This window comes from Cobetia marina (assembly GCF_001720485.1).
GTDB lineage: Bacteria > Pseudomonadota > Gammaproteobacteria > Pseudomonadales > Halomonadaceae > Cobetia > Cobetia marina.
Map to the genome: position 1 here is coordinate 1,266,571 of NZ_CP017114.1, position 20,284 is coordinate 1,286,854.

18 protein-coding genes are annotated in these 20,284 nt (G+C 60.8%); 11 read left to right on the forward strand and 7 right to left on the reverse strand.

From position 1 onward, the window contains the following. Nucleotides 1-172: 172 nt before the first annotated feature. The 3 genes from BFX80_RS05415 to BFX80_RS05425 all read right to left on the reverse strand — a co-directional run bounded on the left by BFX80_RS05415 (nucleotide 173) and on the right by BFX80_RS05425 (nucleotide 2,829). Nucleotides 173-991 carry a MetQ/NlpA family ABC transporter substrate-binding protein gene (locus BFX80_RS05415; protein WP_077375588.1) on the reverse strand — a complete coding sequence of 273 codons (819 nt, stop codon included), beginning with the start codon at nucleotides 989-991 and terminating at the stop codon, nucleotides 173-175. A gap of 160 nt (nucleotides 992-1,151) precedes the next feature. Next, on the reverse strand, nucleotides 1,152-1,805 hold the full coding sequence (locus BFX80_RS05420) for a methionine ABC transporter permease (RefSeq protein ID WP_077374591.1): 654 nt from the start codon (nucleotides 1,803-1,805) through the stop codon (nucleotides 1,152-1,154). Then, nucleotides 1,786-2,829 (reverse strand): methionine ABC transporter ATP-binding protein, encoded by a 1,044-nt coding sequence (locus tag BFX80_RS05425; RefSeq protein ID WP_077374589.1) that lies wholly within the window; start codon nucleotides 2,827-2,829, stop codon nucleotides 1,786-1,788. The genes BFX80_RS05420 and BFX80_RS05425 overlap by 20 nt, the downstream gene beginning before the upstream one ends. A 623-nt stretch (nucleotides 2,830-3,452) precedes the next feature. On the opposite strand from BFX80_RS05425, the gene BFX80_RS05430 reads away from it, so the two are divergent. From BFX80_RS05430 to BFX80_RS05455, 6 genes are all read left to right on the forward strand, one after another. Then, nucleotides 3,453-4,064, forward strand: a complete 612-nt coding sequence (locus BFX80_RS05430; protein WP_084208141.1) for a riboflavin synthase subunit alpha — start codon at nucleotides 3,453-3,455, stop codon at nucleotides 4,062-4,064. Between the two features lie 300 nt (nucleotides 4,065-4,364). Next, nucleotides 4,365-5,666 (forward strand): NCS2 family permease, encoded by a 1,302-nt coding sequence (locus BFX80_RS05435; RefSeq protein WP_084208142.1) that lies wholly within the window; start codon nucleotides 4,365-4,367, stop codon nucleotides 5,664-5,666. Next, on the forward strand, nucleotides 5,666-6,211 hold the full coding sequence (locus BFX80_RS05440) for an adenine phosphoribosyltransferase (RefSeq protein ID WP_077374582.1): 546 nt from the start codon (nucleotides 5,666-5,668) through the stop codon (nucleotides 6,209-6,211). The genes BFX80_RS05435 and BFX80_RS05440 overlap by 1 nt, the downstream gene beginning before the upstream one ends. A gap of 171 nt (nucleotides 6,212-6,382) precedes the next feature. Next, nucleotides 6,383-6,880 (forward strand): xanthine phosphoribosyltransferase, encoded by a 498-nt coding sequence (gpt, locus tag BFX80_RS05445; RefSeq protein WP_077374580.1) that lies wholly within the window; start codon nucleotides 6,383-6,385, stop codon nucleotides 6,878-6,880. A 1-nt stretch (nucleotide 6,881) separates the two neighbouring features. After that, nucleotides 6,882-7,595, forward strand: a complete 714-nt coding sequence (ung, locus tag BFX80_RS05450; RefSeq protein ID WP_077374577.1) for a uracil-DNA glycosylase — start codon at nucleotides 6,882-6,884, stop codon at nucleotides 7,593-7,595. Nucleotides 7,596-7,631: 36 nt separating this feature from the next. Beyond that, the gene (locus BFX80_RS05455) at nucleotides 7,632-8,822 is read left to right on the forward strand and encodes a glycosyltransferase family 4 protein (protein WP_084208143.1); all 1,191 of its coding nucleotides are present in this window, start codon (nucleotides 7,632-7,634) and stop codon (nucleotides 8,820-8,822) included. 63 nt (nucleotides 8,823-8,885) lie between these two features. Here the strand turns inward: BFX80_RS05455 and BFX80_RS05460 are convergent, their stop codons facing one another. Next, nucleotides 8,886-9,761, reverse strand: coding sequence for a glycosyltransferase family 8 protein (locus tag BFX80_RS05460; protein ID WP_240499678.1), 876 nt, complete (start codon nucleotides 9,759-9,761; stop codon nucleotides 8,886-8,888). A gap of 225 nt (nucleotides 9,762-9,986) precedes the next feature. Between BFX80_RS05460 and BFX80_RS05465 the strand changes: the two genes are divergently transcribed. The 4 genes from BFX80_RS05465 (at nucleotide 9,987) to BFX80_RS05480 (ending at nucleotide 14,121) form a co-directional block, all read left to right on the forward strand. Continuing rightward, entirely contained in the window at nucleotides 9,987-10,607 is a 621-nt protein-coding gene (locus tag BFX80_RS05465) for a sulfotransferase family 2 domain-containing protein (protein WP_167592976.1), read from the forward strand. Between the two features lie 148 nt (nucleotides 10,608-10,755). Beyond that, on the forward strand, nucleotides 10,756-11,964 hold the full coding sequence (locus BFX80_RS05470) for a glycosyltransferase family 4 protein (protein ID WP_084208146.1): 1,209 nt from the start codon (nucleotides 10,756-10,758) through the stop codon (nucleotides 11,962-11,964). 124 nt (nucleotides 11,965-12,088) lie between these two features. After that, the gene (gene upp, locus BFX80_RS05475) at nucleotides 12,089-12,718 is read left to right on the forward strand and encodes a uracil phosphoribosyltransferase (RefSeq protein ID WP_077374565.1); all 630 of its coding nucleotides are present in this window, start codon (nucleotides 12,089-12,091) and stop codon (nucleotides 12,716-12,718) included. Between the two features lie 230 nt (nucleotides 12,719-12,948). Next, nucleotides 12,949-14,121 carry a uracil-xanthine permease family protein gene (locus BFX80_RS05480; protein WP_127734758.1) on the forward strand — a complete coding sequence of 391 codons (1,173 nt, stop codon included), beginning with the start codon at nucleotides 12,949-12,951 and terminating at the stop codon, nucleotides 14,119-14,121. Nucleotides 14,122-14,266: 145 nt separating this feature from the next. Here BFX80_RS05480 and BFX80_RS05485 read toward each other — a convergent pair whose 3' ends face one another. From BFX80_RS05485 to BFX80_RS05495, 3 genes are read right to left on the reverse strand one after another with little or no spacing between them, the layout of a single operon-like run. Then, complete coding sequence (locus BFX80_RS05485) at nucleotides 14,267-14,953, reverse strand: helix-turn-helix domain-containing protein (RefSeq protein WP_084208148.1); 687 nt, start codon at nucleotides 14,951-14,953, stop codon at nucleotides 14,267-14,269. A 40-nt stretch (nucleotides 14,954-14,993) separates the two neighbouring features. Then, nucleotides 14,994-17,255 (reverse strand): cache domain-containing protein, encoded by a 2,262-nt coding sequence (locus BFX80_RS05490; RefSeq protein WP_084208149.1) that lies wholly within the window; start codon nucleotides 17,253-17,255, stop codon nucleotides 14,994-14,996. After that, nucleotides 17,252-18,784 carry a sigma-54-dependent transcriptional regulator gene (locus tag BFX80_RS05495; RefSeq protein WP_084208150.1) on the reverse strand — a complete coding sequence of 511 codons (1,533 nt, stop codon included), beginning with the start codon at nucleotides 18,782-18,784 and terminating at the stop codon, nucleotides 17,252-17,254. Before BFX80_RS05495 ends, BFX80_RS05490 begins: the two co-directional genes overlap by 4 nt. A gap of 546 nt (nucleotides 18,785-19,330) precedes the next feature. Here BFX80_RS05495 and BFX80_RS05500 point away from each other — a divergent pair. Further along, nucleotides 19,331-20,260: a substrate-binding domain-containing protein gene (locus BFX80_RS05500; protein ID WP_084208151.1), complete on the forward strand. Its 930-nt coding sequence runs from the start codon at nucleotides 19,331-19,333 to the stop codon at nucleotides 20,258-20,260. The last annotated feature ends 24 nt before the right edge of the window (nucleotides 20,261-20,284 follow it).

Consider the following 20,284-nt stretch of genomic DNA (forward strand, 5'->3'; position numbering starts at 1 on the left):
GGTGACGCAGGGATGCGGTCGCGGGTCGCCTGTTTCAAGCACGCCCTACGCGCGCGCTCTTGCGCCGCGTCGGCATCTGGACGTGATGGGGGGATTCATCAATCAGATGCAAAAGCGCCGACCTCAGGGTCGGCGCTTTGCGTCATGCGGCTGTCAGCTTGCGCTCGAAGGCTTATTTCCAGCCCGGTACCGCAGCGCCCTTGAACAGCTCTTCGGCCTTGGCTTCGACTTCCGGTGTCTGGTAGGCCTTGACCAGCTTCTGCACCTTCTCGCTGTCTTCATCGCCCTGGCGCACGACGATCAGGTTGACGTACGGGGACTCGGCGCCTTCACGGATCAGCGCGTCTTCCGGTTTCAGGCCAGCCGGCTGAGCGAAGGTGTTGTTGATGAAGGCCAGGTCGACGTCCGGCAGGATGCGCGGCAGCTGGGCAGCCTCGATTTCCTTGAACTGGTAGTCATGCGGGTTCTTGGCGACGTCGATCGGGGTCGCTTCGAGGTTGTCCTTGTCGGTCAGCTCGATCATGCCCAGGTCGTGCATCAGGATCAGGGAGCGGCCTTCGTTGGACGGGTCGTTCGGCAGTGCGATGGTCGCGCCGTCCGGCAGTTCGCTGATGTCTTCGTACTTCTCGGAATAGGCACCGATCGGGTACACGAAGGTCTTGCCGGCGCTGGCGAACTTGTAGCCGCGCTCACGCACCATGGATTCCATGTACGGCTGGTGCTGGTAGGCGTTGGCATCCAGCGAGCCATCGGCCAGAGCGGCGTTGGGAGATACGTAGTCGGTGAACTCGGTGATCTCGACGTTCAGGTCGTACTTTTCCTTGGCGATCTCGGCCGCGACCTTCATCACCTCGGTTTCCGGACCTGCGACGGTACCCATCTTGAGGGTGTTCTCGTCGGACGCGTCGTTGCCGCAGCCTGCCAGCAGGGTGGCGCCGAGCAGGGTGGCAGCACCGGCAAGGCGCAGCGGGGAAGAAAGCGTGGTCAGCATGTTGCGCATCGATGTTCTCCTTGTGATCCGACGTGACCGGCGGGGTCCGCGGGATGTTATGAGTGACGGCTCATTGTGATGAGCCGTCACGATACCGAAAGCCATGTGATTTGTAGATCGATCGCCACTGGTGGATCACTCACCGCTCATGGAGCGAGGCTTACTTGTGGTTCGACTTGCGCACCAGATGGTCGCCCAGGCTCTGGAAGCCTTGCACCATGACGACGAGGATGACCACGGTCACCAGCATCACCATCGGGTCGAAGCGGTTGTAGCCGTAGCGGATGCCGAGATCCCCCAGGCCGCCGCCACCGACGGTACCGGCCATGGCGGAATAGCTGATCAAGGTGACCACGGTGATGGTCAGACCATTGATGATGCCGCCGCGTGCTTCCGGCAGCAGGACCTTGGTGATGATCTGCATCGGCGTGGCACCCATGGCCTGAGCGGCCTCGACCAGCCCCGGGCCGACTTCATTCAAGGCGCCTTCGATCAGACGGGCGACGAAGGGAATCGAGGCGATGGTCAGCGGCACGATGGCGGCATTGGTGCCGATCGAGCTGCCGGCGATCAGGCGTGTCAGCGGGATGATCGCCACCATCAGGATGATGAAGGGCACCGAGCGGCCGATGTTGGTGATGATGCTCAGCACGCTGTTGAGCACCGGGCGCGCGAGAATCTGGCCCGGGCGCGAGGTGTAGAGTGCCACGCCCAGCGGAATGCCGAGTGCCGCGGAGATCAGGCCTGCCACCGCGACCATGTAGAGGGTCTCGAGGGTGGAGGACAGGACGAGTTCAAGCAGTGCGGGTGACATGGCCGAGCACCTCCACTTTCAGGTCGTGGGATTCGAGATAGTCCAGCGCCTGCTGGGTCTGGGCGCTGTCGCCCATCAGTTCGGCGATCATCAGGCCCAGGGTGCGGTCCTGAATGGATTCCACCTTGGCCTGCAGGATGCTGACGTCCACCTGACACTCACGCGCAAGGCGCGAGATCAGCGGCGTGGAGACGGCGTCGCCACTGAAGGCCAGACGGACCACCGGATGGGTGTGCGGGCCGGGAGTCGCCTCCAGGCGCTCGACCAGTGCGCGCGGTGGTTCGAGTTCCAGGAATTCATTGAGGAATTCGCGGCCCAGGCGGGTCTGCGGGGCGGTGAAGAAATCGCCGACCGCCGCCACTTCCACCAGCTCGCCGCCGCTGATCAATGCGACCTGATCACAGATGCTCTTGACCACTTCCATTTCATGGGTGATCAGCAGGATGGTCAGGCCCAGCTTGGCATTGATGTCCTTGAGCAGCTCGAGAATGGAGGCAGTGGTCTGGGGGTCGAGCGCCGAGGTGGCTTCATCGCACAGCAGCACCTTGGGGCGGCTGGCGAGTGCGCGAGCGATGGCGACGCGCTGCTTCTGTCCGCCGGACAGCTGGGCAGGATACTGGCTTGCCTTGTCGCTCAGGCCGGTCAGTTCCAGCAGTGGCTCGACGCGCTGGCTGATCTCGGCCTTGGAGATTCCGGCCAGTTCCAGCGGCAAGGCCACGTTGGCGAAGACGGTGCGCGAGGACAGCAGGTTGAAGTGCTGGAAGATCATGCCGATCTGGTGGCGAGCACGACGCAGGGCGCTGTCGTCGAGTGCGGTCAGCTCCTGACCATCGACCACGACACTGCCCTCGGTGGGGCGTTCGAGCAGATTGACGCAGCGAATCAGGGTCGATTTTCCGGCACCGGACAGGCCGATGACACCGGTAATGGCGCCCTGGGGAACCGTGAGACTGGCATCCTTGAGCGCGACCACGGCCTTGTCACCACTGCCGTAAGTCTTGGAGACGTTCTTGAGTGTGATCATGGGGGTCCGAATGGTTAAGGCACCAACCGGAATGCGGGCGAAGGTCTGCGGCAAGCCGCCTGTTCTGCGTGTGTCGTGCACTGCGCCGAGAAGGGCAAGGCACGCCTGGCAAGAGGAGAGTGATCCAGAGAGGAAAAAAAGACCACCCAAGATGGGTGGCCATCAACGCTGGACACACCCTTTTAGCAGAACTTGCACCCCGGGAGACAGACTCTCGAAGTGGGCGCCCGCAATCCGGGTACAAATCGGCGCCAAACAGATTTGAGGCGCATTCTATCAGTCACCCTCGGGGTGTCAACGACTTTGGTCTGGCGTTGACGGTTTATTCGAACTGTCGTTCGATATGGCAATTTGCCGATACTCGCTGTCAGAGATGTCTTACACGCAGGACGCCTTGCCAGCCCCGTGGCGCAAGGCCAACCCTTGACAGCAGGGCCTGCTCATCTTCTTTTCGCTCGATGGCGTGAAGGAGGCGTGATGGCTGCCGGCATCGAGTCCGGCATGCTAGGATTTCCCATCGGCATGTCGGATCTCGTGGTGTCATCAGTGCCCGGGTGTCATGGCCTGTCATCATATTCATGGGTTCCCGCTCTGCGGGAAGCAGTGCAAGGATAAGGAAGCGCATGTTCACCGGTATCGTGCAAGGCATGGCGGAAGTGGTCGCCATTGAAGAGCGTCCGGAGTTTCGTATCCATCAGGTCCGGTTGCCGCAGGGGTTGGAGCAGGGGCTGGAAACCGGGGCGTCAGTGGCGCACAACGGTTGCTGCCTGACCGTGACGGCACTCGAGGGTCAGCTGGCCAGTTTCGATCTGATGCGTGAGACACTGCGACTGACCAACCTCGGCGAGCTCAAGGTGGGCAGTCGGGTCAACATCGAGCGGGCAGCGCGCTTCGGGGATGAAATCGGTGGCCACTCCATGTCCGGTCACGTCATGGCGATGGTCACCCTCGATGCCATTGAAGCCACGGCCGACAATCGCCGGATCTGGTTCCAGGCTCCCGCTGAGCTGATGCGTTTCCTGTTCGACAAGGGCTATGTGGGACTTGACGGTGTCAGTCTGACCATCGGGGAGGTCCAGGGCACGCGTTTCTGCGTCAATCTGATACCGGAAACTCTGGAGCGCACCCTGATGGGTGAGCGCGCGGTGGGGGATCGGGTCAATCTCGAGGTGGACCCCCAGACCCAGGCCATCGTCGAGACGGTGGAGCGAGTCATGGCCTCACGGCTGGCATGAGGCTTGCAGGCTTCCTGCGGGGTCAATTCGCTGGCAGGACGCCAGAACCCGTCTGACCGGTCAGGAAATATGCCTGCAATGCTCGATTCGCTGCAGACCTTTGGGTACCATGTTGCGCCTTTCGATGCCCTGCCACCGGCAGGGCATCGTGGTTCAGGCAGGCTGAACGAGGGGGAAGCCATGGTTGCCCCCTGTGCAGCATACCTGTCCGAGTGAGTTCGTGTTGATCCGCTGTTCCCGAACGTCATCGACCACTGCGGCTTGCCGGACAGGCACTGCTCAAGGATAAGGGTTTCCCTCATGCTGGAACGTCTCTTCAAGCTCTCGGAGCACGGTACCAATGTGCGTACCGAAGTCATCGCCGGATTCACTTCCTTCCTGGCGATGGCCTATATCATCTTCGTTGCCCCCTCGATGCTGGCCTCCACCGGCATGGATCACGGCGCCGTCTTCGTGGCGACCTGTCTGGCAGCTGCCCTTGGCTGCCTGATCATGGGGCTCTACGCCAACTACCCGATCGCGCTGGCACCCGGCATGGGCCTGACGGCCTTCTTCACCTATACGGTGGCGGGGCAGATGGGCGTTCCCTGGCAGATCGCGCTGGGCGCGGTCTTCCTGTCCGGGGTGAGTTTCTTCCTGCTCTCCGCCTTCAAGATCCGGGAGTGGATCATCAACGCCATTCCGGCCTCACTGAAGACGGGCATCGCCGCGGGCATCGGCCTGTTCATGGCGATCATCGCGCTGCAGGGCAGCGGCATCGTCGTTGATGCACCGGGCACCCTGGTCACGTTGGGTGATCTGTCCTCGCCGGCAGCCCTGTATGCGCTGCTGTCATTCTTCCTGATCGTCGCGCTGTCCTACCGCAAGGTGATCGGCGCCGTGATGATCGGCATCCTGGTGGTGACGCTGCTGGCGACCCTGACCGGCAACAATGACTTCCATGGTCTTGCCTCGATGCCGCCGAGCATGCTGCCGACATTCGCACAGCTCGACATCGCCGGCGCCTTCAACCTGGGCATGGTGTCGATCATCTTCGCGTTCCTGTTCGTCGATCTGTTCGATACCTCGGGCACGTTGATCGCCGTCTCCCAGCAGGCGGGACTCACCAACGAGCGTGGCCACCTGCCGCGTCTCGGCCGTGCCCTGATGGCAGACTCCAGCGCGACCATGGCCGGTTCGGTGATGGGGACCTCGAATGTCACCAGCTATATCGAATCTGCCACCGGTGTGGCGGCAGGCGGACGCACAGGACTGACCGCGGTGGTCGTGGCGGGACTGTTTCTCGTCAGCCTGTTCCTGTCACCGCTGGCCACCTCCATCCCCGCCTTTGCCACCGCGGGTGCGCTGCTCTATGTTGCCTGCCTGATGACAGGTGGCCTGGCACGCATCGACTGGAATGACATTACCGAAGCCGCGCCAGTGGTGATCGCCACCCTGGTGATGCCACTGACCTACTCGATTGCCAACGGGATCGCACTGGGCTTCATCAGCTACGCCGTGATCAAGCTGTTCTCTGGCCGCTATCGTGATCTGAGCCCGGGGCTGGTGATTCTCGCCGTCCTGTTTGCCTGCAAATACCTGTTCCTCGACGGAGCCCTTTAATGAGCATCTACAGCGACTACATCAAGTCTGTCATCCGCACCGTGCCGGATTGGCCCCAGCCGGGTGTCAACTTCCGCGACATCACGCCGGTGCTGCAGAATTCCGCCGCGTTCCGCAAGCTGATCGACTCCTTCGTGCACCGCTATCAGGAGATGGAGATCGACGCCATCGCCGCCATCGATGCACGCGGCTTCATCATCGGTGCACCGCTGGCCTATGAGCTGGGCTGCAGCTTCGTGCCGGTGCGCAAGAAGGGCAAGCTGCCGTTCAAGACCATCAGCGAGACCTACACGCTGGAATACGGTGAGTCCACCGTCGAACTGCATTCCGATGCCTTCCGTGAAGGCGATCGCATCCTGGTGATGGATGACCTGATCGCCACCGGTGGCACCATGCTGGCGGCCTGCAAGTTGATCGAGCGCACCGGCGGTATCGTGGTGGAGACCGCCGCGATCATCGACCTGCCGGAGCTGGGCGGTTCCGCCAAGATCCGCGAAGAAGGCCACAGCGTCTTCGCCGCCTGCAGCTTTACCGAAGCCGAGTAAGCCTGCGCAACGACGATGGCCCTGTCTTCTGGCAGGGCCATCGTCGTTGCAGACAACGTCCGATATCGTCGTCGCCGGCAGTGTCGTTTCACACCGGCGCGATCTGTCCCTTGTAGGGTGGCACGCCAGCCACCATGCTTTGTTCCTGTTCCGTCATTGCGAGTGACCCACATGTCTTCCGAACGCTATCACGACCATTTCATCGTCTCCTGGGACCAGCTGCACCGCGACGTGCGCGCGCTCTGTCATGACCTGATCGGTCGTGACTACAAGGGCATCATCGCCATCACCCGTGGTGGGTTGATCCCGGCTGGCCTGATCGCCCGTGAGCTGGGCATCCGCCATATCGACACCGTGTGCATCAAGAGCTACCACGACCACATGGAGCAGGGTGGTCTGGAAGTGGTCAAGGGCGTCGATCATGACGGTGACGGCTGGCTGCTGGTCGATGACCTCGTCGACACCGGCAACACCGCACGTGCCGTGCGCGACATGTTGCCCAAGGCCCATTTCGTGACCGTCTACGCCAAGCCGGAAGGCCGTCCGCTGGTCGATGATTTCATCACCGAAGTGCCGCAGAACTGCTGGATCCAGTTCCCGTGGGACATGGGAATCGCCTACGTCGAACCGATCTCCGAGCAGCTCAAGAAGCAAGAGAGCGACAGCTGACATGCCGTTGGAGACTGCCACCTCCGGTAGCTCCCAGGTGCTGCCTGCCGACTGGCAGGCGCATCTCGGGCAGGAATTCCATGCCGAGTACATGCAGCGGCTCAAGGCCTTCCTGCGCGTCGAGAAAGATGCCGGCAAGGTGATCTACCCGCACTCGCAGGACTGGTTTCGCGCCTTCTGGCTGACCCCGCTGAGCAACGTCAAGGTCGTGATCCTGGGGCAGGACCCCTATCACGGGCCGGACCAGGCACATGGTCTGTGCTTCTCGGTACGCCCCGGCGTGCGCCCGCCGCCCTCACTGAAGAACATCTACAAGGAACTGGCTGTCGATGTCGGGGTCGAACCCGTGGATCACGGCTTCCTCGAAAGCTGGGCGGAGCAAGGGGTGTTGCTGCTCAATAGCGTGCTGACGGTCGAGCAGGGCAAGGCCGCCTCGCATCAGAAGCAAGGTTGGGAGCAGTTCACCGACCGCGCCATCGACGTGATCAACCAGCACTGCGAGGGTGTCGTCTTCCTGCTCTGGGGCAGTCATGCCCAGAAGAAGGCGGGGGCCGTGGATCGCCAGAAGCATCTGGTACTCCACGCTCCGCATCCGTCGCCTCTCGCAGCGCACCGCGGATTCTTCGGTTCTCGTCACTTCTCACAGGCCAATGCCTGGCTGGAGGCACGTGGCGATGTGCCGATAGATTGGCAGCTGCCACTGCTTGATACCTGAGAGTGAAGACGAGAAACCACATTGACGCATCCGACATTGCAAGGACCTCGCGCGGGTCATCTGATCAGTCTCAAGAACCTGGGAGGGGCCGAGCGCACCTTCACCAATTTCTATCGCATGGCCGCCAATGAGCGTGATCATCATGTGCTGTTGCAGACCCCCGAGATTCATCCGATGCTGCAGTCCGTCTATGCGGACTTTCCAGGTCGCGTGCACGATATAAAGCGCTATCTCGGTATCAAGATCCCGCGTCAGCTCCCCTGGCTGCGGGATAACTGCCAGGCGCGATTGCTCGATGATGAAGAGATGCAGGCAATCGTGGTGTGGAACAAGCTGCGTCACCATCCTCTGCATTTTCCTGAGCACATCAGCCTCATCCATTACGAGCATGGCGCTGCCTGGTTCGTGGAGCCTACCCCCGAGGTCGAGGATTACCTCTCGAGGCTCGATGGCATCATCTGCAACTCCCATGCCGCCAGTCGCATGTTGCAATTGTCGCTCGGCATCCGTGACACCTTGCCCTGCAAGGTGGTGCGCAATTCCATCGTGCTGCCCGAGAAGGCCTCCACGCATCCGGCTTCGCGATTCAGAATCGGTTTTGCAGGACGCCTGACCGGCCTCAAGGCGCCAGTGATTGCCATCGAGGCGCTGCGAGATCTCAAGGTCAGTGTGCCCCATGCTGAGCTTTGGATCGCTGGTACGGGGACGCTGGAGGCGGCTCTCAAGTCATTGGTCATCGAGTGGGGGCTTGAAGACAGTGTCCGCTTCTGTGGCCTGCTCAGTGACATGAGTGAATTCTATTCTTCCCTCGATGCCTTCATCTGTCCTTCCTGGCGCGAGCCGTTCGGCAATGTGGTGCAGGAAGCCTTGGCGCATGGAGTGCCTGCGATCGTCGGCAATGTCGATGGATTGCCGGAGCAGATCACCTCCGGCCTCAATGGTGAGGTGCTGACACCCGGACGCCCGAAGGGTGAGCTCGCCCGTTATGGAGAAGACTTCGTCCAGGGGCCGGACAGAGTCTATTCACCCGAGCGCGATGCCATCGTGCAGGCGCATGTCCTGGACTCGGCCGCCATTGCCGATGTCCTGCAGCGTTGGGCGGAAAGCCCGGAGCAGCGGAGAGAGATGGGGACGGTCGCCCGCGATATCATCGCACGAGATTTCTGTCAGCAACGGTACTGCCAGGGGATTGGTGACTTCATTGCCGAGGTAGTGGACAAGCGGTAATCAAGAGGCGGCCATGATGATGAATTGAATGGCATCTCCGAGAGATGCCATTCAAGGAAATCGTTATCGATGAGCGTCAAGCAACTCCTGGCTCATGGATCTTCTCTTGTGGTACTTGTATAACTTCTGCAATTCAATATAAGACAGAATGGATTTCTTGAGTGTCTTGTTGTTGACGATATTGCCAGAGGCCCATGGCGTCTTGGCTCTATAATAAAAGTAAACATCCTTCAATGGATGCAGTGAGCCATACTCCCAAGGCTTGCTGCCTTTTCCCATGTAGTGAATCATCTTGGGTTTCTCGATGGACTCCAGGAATTCATGTTCCGCTCTATGCTGTTCATCCATTCTTTTCTCAAGAATCTTGTAAGCAGGACGTTGAGCATTCCAGACCAACGGTAATTGTGTCCATTGGCCGTCGAGAATTTTATTCAGTGCGGATTGTTCAGGATATAGACAGAGTTCGGGGTGTTTTCTCAAGAAATATAATGCCCTCTCGCCAATATTATATTTCTTCCAGCGAGGCATGTTGATCAACATCAAGCCGCAGTTGAAGTATTTGCCTTTCTCCAGGCCCAATGATTTATAAGGAGATCGGCCAATATTCTCCACAGCGGCCAGCGTGAAGTCCTGGGTCGGCAGGTCATCCATGATCGTCGTGATATCGTCCACGACGATAGTATCGCAATCAATGCATACGATATGTTGAATGGAAGGGTCGATGACCTCACTCAGATATAATCTGAAATAGATGGAAAGCCCGTAACGTTTGATCTCCAGTCCTTCAAACTTGCTCTCGTGCAGGTAAGTAAAGGTGATCTGTGACTGGTAGGGCGCGATCATTGCGTGCAATCTGGAAATGGTGTCGGACGACAGTCCTCCATCACCAATGATGAAGCTCAGCGCTTCTGGCTTTTGACAGTTATCAAGTATGGACATGATAGTCGTGGCTAGATGAGGCGCATAGTTTTCATCGCACGATATAAAAATATGGAGCATGGCTGATGGTCACACCGTAAGTCTATTTCCATGTACTGTAACATTGCGCTGGCGCATGATCTACTTCTTCCTTTTTTTGACGGTATGTACACGAAAAATGCGTATTGTTTGCCTACTCTTGCGGCAAGGTGATGGATCATTCGCAATCTATGTATGAGGCTTGTCATGTGGTTGAAGCACGAATTCCCTTATCGTAAACACTTTGATCGCAACAAATGTATTTTCATACATATTCCCAAGGCCGCCGGGACCTCGGTTCTAGCCGCATTGGGAAAGAAGAGTGAAAAAGGCCGAGATCATGTTTCCTGGCAAACTTATAAAAAAGCAGATAGCAAGAAATTCAATAATTACTTCAAGTTCTCCTTTGTGCGAAATCCCTATGATCGCGCTTTTTCCGCATACCATTATATATTGAAGGGTGGGAATCAGGGGCCTGAGGACAGTCGCGTGGCAGCCTCACTCGCAAAGTATCGTGGCTTTGATGACTTTGTGGAAAACGGGCTCTGGCAAGGTGCTTTTCGCAGTCATCTGTTATTCCACTCTCAATCTTCTTTCATCATGTCGGCAGATGACAGGTTGATGGTGGATTTCCTGGGACATTTCGAGACGCTGGATCAGGACTTCAAGATTGTCGCTGAGAAGCTGGGTATCGATTCCTCCATTGCTCATCGCAACAAGGGGGATGTCCGCTGTCGTGTGGCTCAGGAAAGTATGGCGTCTGCCACGCGAGAGAAGTTGGCCATCCTCTATGCACAGGACTTTGCCAATTTTGGGTATCCTTCTTGAGCAATGATTGTCGGAGGTTGGGTGTGGACTCATCCTCTCATGAGAGGGCAGGTGAGTCATCGGGGATGTCAGGCATGGCGCGGTGCTGATGTTTCCGTTGTGATAATGTTGGCTTCCGATAGGGACGCATTCACATAGAAGGAGCGCCATGGGAAGTCAGCCGAAGATAGGTCATCTCGTCAGCCTGAGAAATCTGGGCGGAGTGGAACGTCACTTTTCACGCTTCTTCACTACCATGCTGGAAGCCGGAAATGATTATCATGTCCTTCCGATGACCGATCGAATCCACCCTATCGTACAAGAAGAATTGAGTGATCATTTCTGGCGAATTCATTCCGTCAAGGGACCTCGTGGCATCAATCTTCCCAGGCAGATTCCATGGTTGCGTTCTACGTATCAGCGGAAATTGCTGAAATCATTGACGCTTGAGCAGTTGGTCATCTGGAATAAATATCGCAACTTCCCCATTGCTCTCCCAAATGACGTACCCATCGTGCATTTCGAGAGAGGCAGCGCCTGGTTCATCGAGCCGGCTCCCGATATCCAGCGCTACGTGGAACGCTGGTCCGGCGTCATCTGCAATTCCCATGCATCACTGCGCATGCTCCAGCTGAAGCTTGGTCTATCAGAGGAGTGCCCGGCGCTTGTGGCACGCAATGCCATGTCGCTACCGCAGGTGACGGCAACCCATGACGGCGACGTCTTCCGGTTGGGGTTTGCCGGTCGACTGACGGCACTCAAGGCGCCTGTCGTGGCGCTCGAGACCATCAGATTGCTGCGGGAAACCCATGCGAATGTGGAGCTGCATATCGCGGGAGACGGACCTTTGCGACACCCTCTGCAAGCATTGGTGACAAGGTGGGGGCTGGCCGATGTCGTGACGTTTCATGGCGCGGTCAAGGAGATGTCGGAATTCTATTGCACGCTGGATGCTTTCATCTGCCCTTCCTGGCGTGAGCCATTCGGTAACGTGGTGCAGGAAGCCTTGGCGCATGGCGTACCGACCATCGTCGGCAATGTCGATGGGCTGCCGGAGCAGGTCATCGCGGGAGAGAATGGCGCCGTGCTTCCCACCATCCGATCCATAGGTGAACTTGCAGAGCATGATCTCGCTTTCGTCGGGCCAGAGGTCAGGGTCTATTCGCCTGACGAGGATGCCATCGTTGCGGCCAGGGTGATATCGCCAGTGGCAGCAGCAGAAGTGCTTGATAAATGGATCGCCAGTCCTGAGCTTCGGTGTGAAATGGGCCGACGTGCGCGTCAGATTCTGGCTGAGCGCTTCGATTACCCTGATTACTGTTCAGCCGTCGGCGATTTTCTTGACCGCCTCGCCCGTGACGATGTCGGGTGCGCTTAACATCAAAGTCCTGCTCGGCTAGAATACGCCCAATTTGCCAGCCTCTCTGCCTGCCATCGTCCCTCGCTGGCGGGGTAGTGCTGCGCAATCATGAGCACCATCTTCTGTCCCAAGAGGTATTTCCATGAGCGTCCATGCCATCAATCATCCACTGGTCCAGCACAAGCTCGGCCTGATGCGTGCAGCAGGCATCAGCACCAAGAGCTTCCGTGAGCTGGCCAGTGAGGTCGCCAAGCTGTTGACCTATGAGGCAACCCAGGACCTTGAGCTGGAAACTACCACCATTGACGCCTGGAGCGGCAACGAGCTGGACGTCCAGAGCATCAAGGGCAAGAAAGTGACCATCGTGCCGATCCTGCGTGCCGGTCTCGGCATGCTGGAAGGGGTGACGGACCTGATTCCCAGCGCGCGCATCAGCGTGGTGGGGCTGTACCGTGATGAGGAAACCCTCGAGCCGGTACCGTACTTCGAGAAGTTCGTCTCGGATCTCGATGAGCGTCTGGCGATCGTCATCGACCCGATGCTGGCGACAGGCGGTTCCATGATCGCCACGCTGGACATGCTGAAGGCCAAGGGCTGCCAGCAGATCAAGGTGATCGTGCTGGTTGCGGCACCAGAAGGCATCGCCAAGGTGCAGGAGTCCTATCCTGACATCGAGATCTTCACGGCTTCCGTCGATGATCGTCTTGATGAGAATGGCTACATCGTCCCGGGTCTTGGTGACGCCGGTGACAAGATCTTCGGCACGCGCTAAGCGCCTCGCCTGAGCTCTCGACGCCCTACGCCTTGCGTGGGGCGTTTTTGTATCTGCCTTACCTGTCTGAGCAGTCAGGTTGAGGCCTTCCTTCGTCAGTTCATTGAATAGAATCTTCCGCCATGTCGTCTTCTCAAGCCCCGGACTCCGCTTCCTCTGTCTCTCATGATGCCCTCCAGACTCCTGAGAAGGAGCCTTTCACGCTGGCGACGCTGATCACGGGAGCACAGATGCTCTTCGTGGCCTTCGGTGCGCTGGTGCTGGTGCCGTTGCTGACTGGCCTTGATCCCAACGTCGCGCTGTTCACGGCAGGGGTCGGGACGCTGGTCTTCCAGAGCGTCACCAAGGCGAGCGTGCCGGTCTTTCTCGCCTCGTCATTCGCCTTCATCGCCCCCATCCAGAGCTCGGTCGCCAACTTCGGCATTCCCGCCACCATGGGGGGATTGTTCGTTGCCGGACTGGTCTATGTGTTGCTGGCGCAGTGCATTCGTCTCAAGGGCGTCGGTATCGTGCATCGCCTGTTGCCTGCCGTGGTGGTGGGGCCTGTCATCATGGTGATCGGACTGGCGCTGGCACCGACCGCCGTCCAGATGGCCACGGGGGAATTCAGTGACACCATTTCTCATGGACAGGCACTGACCCTCTCGCTGGTGAGTCTTGCCGTCACCTTGGTACTGTCGATCTTCGGTCGCGGACTGTGGCGCCTCATCCCGATTCTCGGCGGGATCATCACCGGCTATCTGCTGGGACTGGCCATGGGGGTGATCGACCTGTCGCCTGTGGCGGAGGCGGCGTGGCTGGCCTTGCCAAGCTTCACCGCTCCTACCTTCGAGTTCTCCGCCATCCTGTTCATGATTCCGGTCGCCATCGCGCCGGCCGTGGAGCATATCGGTGACATGGTGGCCATCGGCTCCGTGACGCGTCAGAACTATCTGAAGAAGCCGGGACTGCATCGGACACTGCTGGGAGATGGCCTGGCCACCAGCGCGGCCTCATTGTTCGGTGGACCGCCCAACACGACATACTCGGAAGTGACGGGCGCCGTCATGCTGACGCGCAATTTCAATCCGCGTGTCATGACCGTCGCGGCCTGCGTGGCCATCTCGCTTGCCTTCATCGGCAAGGTGGGGGCGGTACTGCAGACGATTCCCACCCCTGTCATGGGTGGCATCATGTGCTTGCTGTTCGGGTCGATCGCCGTGGTGGGGATGAACACCCTGGTGCGTGCCGGTGATTCGCTTACCGCGCCGCGCAATCTCGTGATCGCATCCTTGATTCTGGTCTTCGGGATTGGCGGCATGCAGGTTGGTGGTGGCCAGTTCACGCTGCAGGGCGTCAGCCTGGCGGCCATTCTGGGGATCGTGCTCAATCTGGTGCTGCCCCCGGCGAAAGAGGGGGAGTAAACCCTCTCGGCCTGTCGAGTGAGCGGATGCCCAGGTGAATCGCGGTTCTGATGAATGCCCCTCTTTCGTGTCGCGGTACTGACAGGAAAGAGGGGCATTCTTGATTGATGCGTGGCTCGCTGGGAAGAAAGGGGGCTCCTTCGGTTTATCCCGCGCTGGCGATGCATGACCAGTGACAGGCTGTCAGGCTTTCCTCGTCCAGTGGTTCAGACCCATCAGCATCTTGCGCCTGGGCATGGTGGAGTCGGTAGCGCTCTCCGGCCTGCAGCCGCACGGCATCTCCGGATCTGAGGTGGATATCGAGCGCTTCTGCCGGCAGCTCGATGCGCAGTCGCCCGCGGGTGACGAGCAAGAGGCTGTCATGGCTTGCCTGCAGGCTGACGCTGTCATGGTCTTCAAGCCTCCCCAGCGTGACCTGCGGTTTCTGACGACGCTGCCCTGAGGCATCAGGCCAGTCGGGAATCTTGCGCAGTCGCGTGTCAGCGGGGCTTTCCTCGCATGGTGCATGCTCCTCACGGCGCAGCACTCGCGCAGGCGCCTCGGGGATCTCGTCGCTGAAGAAGTGACTGAGCGAGACGGGGAAGACATCGAGTATCTTGTTGAGCGAGCTGACAGAGGGGCTGACGGCATCCTGTTCGACCTGGGAAATGGTCGAGTTGGTCACGTTGGCGCGCTTGGCGAGTTCGCGTTGAGACAGGCCGTGGCGGGTGCGCAGGATGCGCAGGCGCTGGCCAAGCGTCGGCGACGTGTTCGCGTGACGGGCTTGTGGCTCATCGGTGGATGCCGTCGAGGTCTGGCGGGCTGGAGAGGGAGTCGAATTGGCCGATGGCATATGGCAAAGGCTCCGGTCGGTGGATGGCAGGGCAGGGGGATCAACTGGCACGGCTGCTGCCACCGGCGCTCAGGGTCTCGAGCAGGTGTCGGCCCTGGTTGTCTTCGTGGTGACGCCGCGCGATACAAGGCAGCCACAGGCAGAAGGTCGCGCCGCCCCCGGGCGTCTCTTCCAGCCACAGTCGTCCGCCCAGTTGCGTGATCAACCCGGACGAGACCGACAGACCGATGCCGGAGCCGTTGGCGCGCGTGGTGAAGAAAGGGATGAAGATGCGCTCCCTGAGGTGTTCCGGGACGCCATTGCCGTGATCGATGATCCGGATCTCGATGCCGGCCACGACCTCACCGCCGGGGTCTCCTGTCATCACCGGCGAATGATCCTCCTCCACACCGGCGAGCGTCGCGTCCCGATCGGCGCTGGTGATGCATAGCGTGTCCGGTCCGGGTGCCATCTCGATGGCATTGATGAGCAGATTGACCAGCACCTGTGTCAGCTGGGCGCGGTCGGCCTCGATCTGACGTGTCGCCGAGAGCTCATGCGTCAATCTGTGTCCGTGATGATCCAGCGCATGGCGTACCAGTACTTCGACGCTATGGATGGCCTCATCTGGATGAATCTGGCTGAGGTTCGGGGGGCTCAGCGTGGTGGGGAGCGTCTCGCCCGGCAGGTCAGGCAGCTCTGCCTGTGCGCCGTCGTGGCTCGCCTGATGTGGGTCACGTGCATATTGGCGCAGGTTGTCGACCAGCGCGCGAATCCGTTCCACCTGATGGATGATGGTCGCGATTTCCTCGCGTACGGGGTCTGCCTGGTCGCCGAGAATGACTTCGATCAACTCGACATGCCCGAGGATGACGGCGGCGGGATTGTTGATCTCATGCCCGATGCCTGCCGTGAGTTCCCCGAGTGCTGCCAGCTTCTCGCGGGTCAACAGCTTCGCGCGTGCTTCGCGCAACAGGCGGACATGCTCCTCCAGTGCCTGGCTGCGCTCGCGCAGCGTGTTCGTCTGTGCGCTCAAGTCACGCGTGCGGTCCTCGACCTGGGCTTCCAGGGTATTGGCGGCCGCCTGAATCTCGCTGCGGTGCGCCTCCAGCCGCGCCAGCATGGTATCGAATTCCTGCGCCAGCTCATCCAGCTCATCACCACGACGCTGTTCTGGCCCAAGCGAGGCAAGCGGCCCGATGCGCAGCCCATCACTGGAGGGTGCATCGCGAACGGCATGCACCACATGGCGTATCTGGCGAATGGGGCGCATCAGGCGCTCGACCCCGCCCCAGACCAGTAGAACTCCCAACAGGCTGACCGCCAGCAGTACCAGGCTGATGTGGACCAATGTCTCCCGGTAGAGTCGCACGTAGGGTGCCTGGGGGTAGCCCGCGTAGATCATGCCGATCCGCTGGCCGTCCAGAGAATCCAGAGGCGCATAGGCGGCAACGAACCAGTCGCGTACCACGAAGGCGCGATTGACGTAGCGCTGCCCCTCACCGATGACCTGACGGGTCACTTCGAGCGAGGCCTGCGTGCCGAGTGCGCGTTCACCGGTGCTGTCAGTCACGTTGGTGGCAATTCGGACATCGTCCAGAAACAGGGTGATGGTGCCTGTGCCATCCAGCGGCAGCGTCCCCGGGCCGTAGAGGAGATCGCGGATCTCATCCACCAGGTTCGGGTCACGATTGAGCAGCCGCCCGGCATCAAGCACGCCCACGAGCGTCCCGCGTGAATCCATGATCGGCACCAGCGCACGCAGCAGCATGCCGCGCGTTTCCTCACGCCGCGCGCTGGGTTGTGCATGGGGGGTCCGGCGCAGGGCCAGGCGGGCCCGCTCTGCCAGCAAGGGGTCGAGGGATGCCAGCGAATCGCCGCTGAGCATGTCGAGGCCATCCAGACTCTCGCCCTGGCGCAGACGCGGAACCAGGGCGGCGACACCGGGCGTCTGTCCGAGCTGCTCCGCTGGCAGCCAGCGGAGCCAATCGGCGTTGAGGGTCTCACGCAACGCCTTCAGACGAGGCGCCAGTGTCTCGGTCGATGGTGAGGACGGGCCTGGCAGCGTAGTGGACTGGCGCAGGTTGCGGCGCAGGGTTTCCAGGCCGTCACGAAGCCGCTGGTGCTGACGTTGCAGCGTGCGGCTTGCCACATCGAGGTCGCTGCGCACGTTCATGTACAGCTGGCGGTCGGTGTAGGCGGTGGTCCAATAGGCGGTCAGGCCGACCAGCGCCAGCAGCAGCAGCAGCAGCGGGGCCAGCGTCAGCACCAGCAAGCGACGGCGCAGCGAGCCGGCAAGGTAATGGCGCAGGCGCTGGATCATGCAGGGTCATCAGCCGAGCGGTGAGACGAGTCGCGGTCAGGCATGGGGCTCTCGGCCTCGGCGCGCCAGTGGGTCAGCTTGCGATCCAGCGTCTTGCGCGAGATGCCCAGCTGACGCGCGGCAGCGGACTTGTTGTTGGCGTGATGCTCCAGTACTGCACGCAGGTGCGCTTGCTCCACACGATCCAGCGACCACTCCAGCGGATAGCCGTGTGAAGCCTCGCTGTCGGCCTCCCCCCCCGCATGGGGGGCGGCAGCGTCGCCTGGTGCATCCGAGGCGCCGGGCATCGCGGCATGGCCAGACGTGAGAGAGGTGCCGGAGGCCGGGAGGGCATCGCCGGGCAGGCGGCCCAGCAGCAGCGCGCGCTCGATGACATTCTTCAATTCACGCACGTTGCCGGGCCAGGCATAGCGACACAGGCGTGCAAGGTCGGTGTGATCCCAGGGGACCTCGGGCAGTCCCAGTTCGCGCGACAGCTGTCGAGAGAAATGCAGGGCCAGGGCAGGAATGTCCGCGGGGCGATCCCGCAGTGCCGGCAGCCGCAAGCTGAGCACGTTCAAGCGGTAGTAGAGGTCTTCTCGAAAGCGACCCGCCGCGACCTCCGTCTCGAGCGTGCGATGGGTGGCGGCCACGATGCGCACATCGACGGCCTGCTCTTGCTCACCGCCCACTGGGCGCACGCGTCGGGTTTCCAGTACCCGCAACAGCCTGGACTGCATGGTCAGCGGCATCTCGCCGATTTCATCCAGAAACAGGGTGCCGCCATCGGCGAAGCTGAACAGCCCATCACGTCCGCGGTGGGCGCCGGTGAAGGCCCCCTTGAGGTGACCGAAAAGCTCGCTCTCGAGAAGTTCCGGACTGATGGCGCCACAGTTGACCGGTACGAAGGCACCGCGCCGTCCGGAGAGACGGTGCAGGTCGCGTGCCGCCAGTTCCTTGCCGGTGCCGGATTCCCCGAGTATCAGCACGGGAGAGGGGGCCGGCGCGACGCGCGCGATGATCTGCGCGAGTTCCTGCATGCCGGGGGTCTCGCCCTGCAGGCTGGCCTCCTCACCCTGGTGGCGTGCATTGTCGCGACGCAGCAGGAAGTTCTCGCGTGCCAGTTGGCGGCGTTCGAGGCAGCGGTCTATCGCGGCGTGCAGCTGTTCGAGGCGGAACGGCTTGATGATGAAATCACTGGCACCTGCGCGCAGGGCACGTACGGCGGTATCGAGATCGGCATAGGCCGTCATGAAGATGACGTCGCTGACCGATGACGGTGACAGGGCCTCCTCCCACTCAAGGCCATCACGTCCCGGCAGGCGGATGTCGAGCAGGATGAGATCAAAATGCAGGCGCGAGCGCAGCGATTCGGCCTGCTCGACGCTTTCGACGGCTTCGATCATCGCGAAGCGGGATGCCAGCGCCTTTTCCAGGTAACGCCGCATGCCCGGCTCGTCATCGACGATCAGGACCGATGCGGTCGGCAAAGCCTGGTCGTGCGTGGCGCGACGCGCCTCCCGTGCGGGAGAGGTGGCGTGGACGGTCATGGCGTTCCTCTATCATGCGTGGCGTGCATCGGGGCGATGGTCATTCGGGTATGGCGTGTCAGGGTGGCGTTCGTTCGCTCATTGTCGCGCGGCGCACGGTACTTTATCTAGCCATTCTCTCGATCTTGCCATTCTCTCGGCATTCGCTTCCGCCCGGCGCGGCCACAGTCACCACGGAGCCGGGTGAAGCGAGGTCCAGAGGCTCGCGCATGGTGCCATCGTAGCAGCGAGAGTCAGGGCCGCGAGCGGGTGGCCAGCGCGAAGGAACAGTGTATCGTGTCGTCCCGCGCAGGTTCACGGGTGGGTCAAGATGACCCGCTTGTGGCAGGACGGCGATATCCTGTCAGTATTCTCGCCGGCGCTCACCCGGGCATCCAGGCATTGCCAGCGGGCCATGTGCAGGACAAGTCACCAGGTGAATGGCGAGAGCGTGGCCTTGCGGGCACGCTGCTTGCAATGTCTTGCCGCGGGGAGATGGCCAGCCATCGCTGGAGGCACATCTCCCTCGTGAATCACCCCGATAATGACACGCCAGGGAGCTACCTCATGCCGCATCGTCACATCCTCTCCGCCCGCCATCTGCTGGGTGCCATCGCCGGTCTGTCTCTCGGCGCGCTGAGCCTGCAGCCCGCTCAGGCCGCGGATGACATCATCCGCCTCGCGACCACCACCAGTACCTACAATTCCGGCCTGCTGGACAATCTGTTGCCGGCATACGAACAGGCCAACGATGTCACTATCCAGGTGATCGCCGTGGGGACCGGCAAGGCATTGCGCATGGGGCAGGATGGCGATGTGGATCTGGTGATGACGCATGCGCCGGGCGCGGAGCGCAAGTTCGTCGATGCCGGGTATGGCATCGAGCCACATGGCGTGATGTACAACGACTTCGTGCTGCTGGGGCCCAAGGCGGATCCGGCCAATGTCGAGGGCATGTCCGACGTGGACGCGGCCCTGGCCAGAATTGCCGAGAGCAATGCCGGCTTCGTGTCACGCGGTGATGACTCCGGGACTCACAAGAAGGAGCTGTCGCTGTGGGCGAGCGCCGATGTCGTCCCCGATTTCTCGGCATACAAGGCCGTGGGGCAGGGGATGGGCAAGGTGCTGAGCATGGCCAGCGAGCTGCAGGATTACACCCTGAGTGACCGCGGCACCTGGCTTGCCATGCAGGACAAGCTCGACCTTTCCGTGCTGGTGGAGGGAGATGCGCGCCTGTTCAATCCCTACCAGGTGATTCTGGTCAACCCGGCCAATCATGAAGGTCTGAACACCGAAGGCGCCCGTGCGCTGGCTCAGTGGCTGATTTCCCGTGAGGGTCAGCAGGCGATCGATGACTTCCGTCTCAAGGGGCAGGCGCTGTTCCATGCCAGCCACGGTGAAACCGGTTTCGATGCCCAGAAGACTGCGGATGGCAGTGGTGCAGGTCAGGCAGCCGGCGGTGAGACTGCCACCCAGCAGGCGGCGCCGCGTTCGTGACGCTCTGGCATACCACGCAGGAGG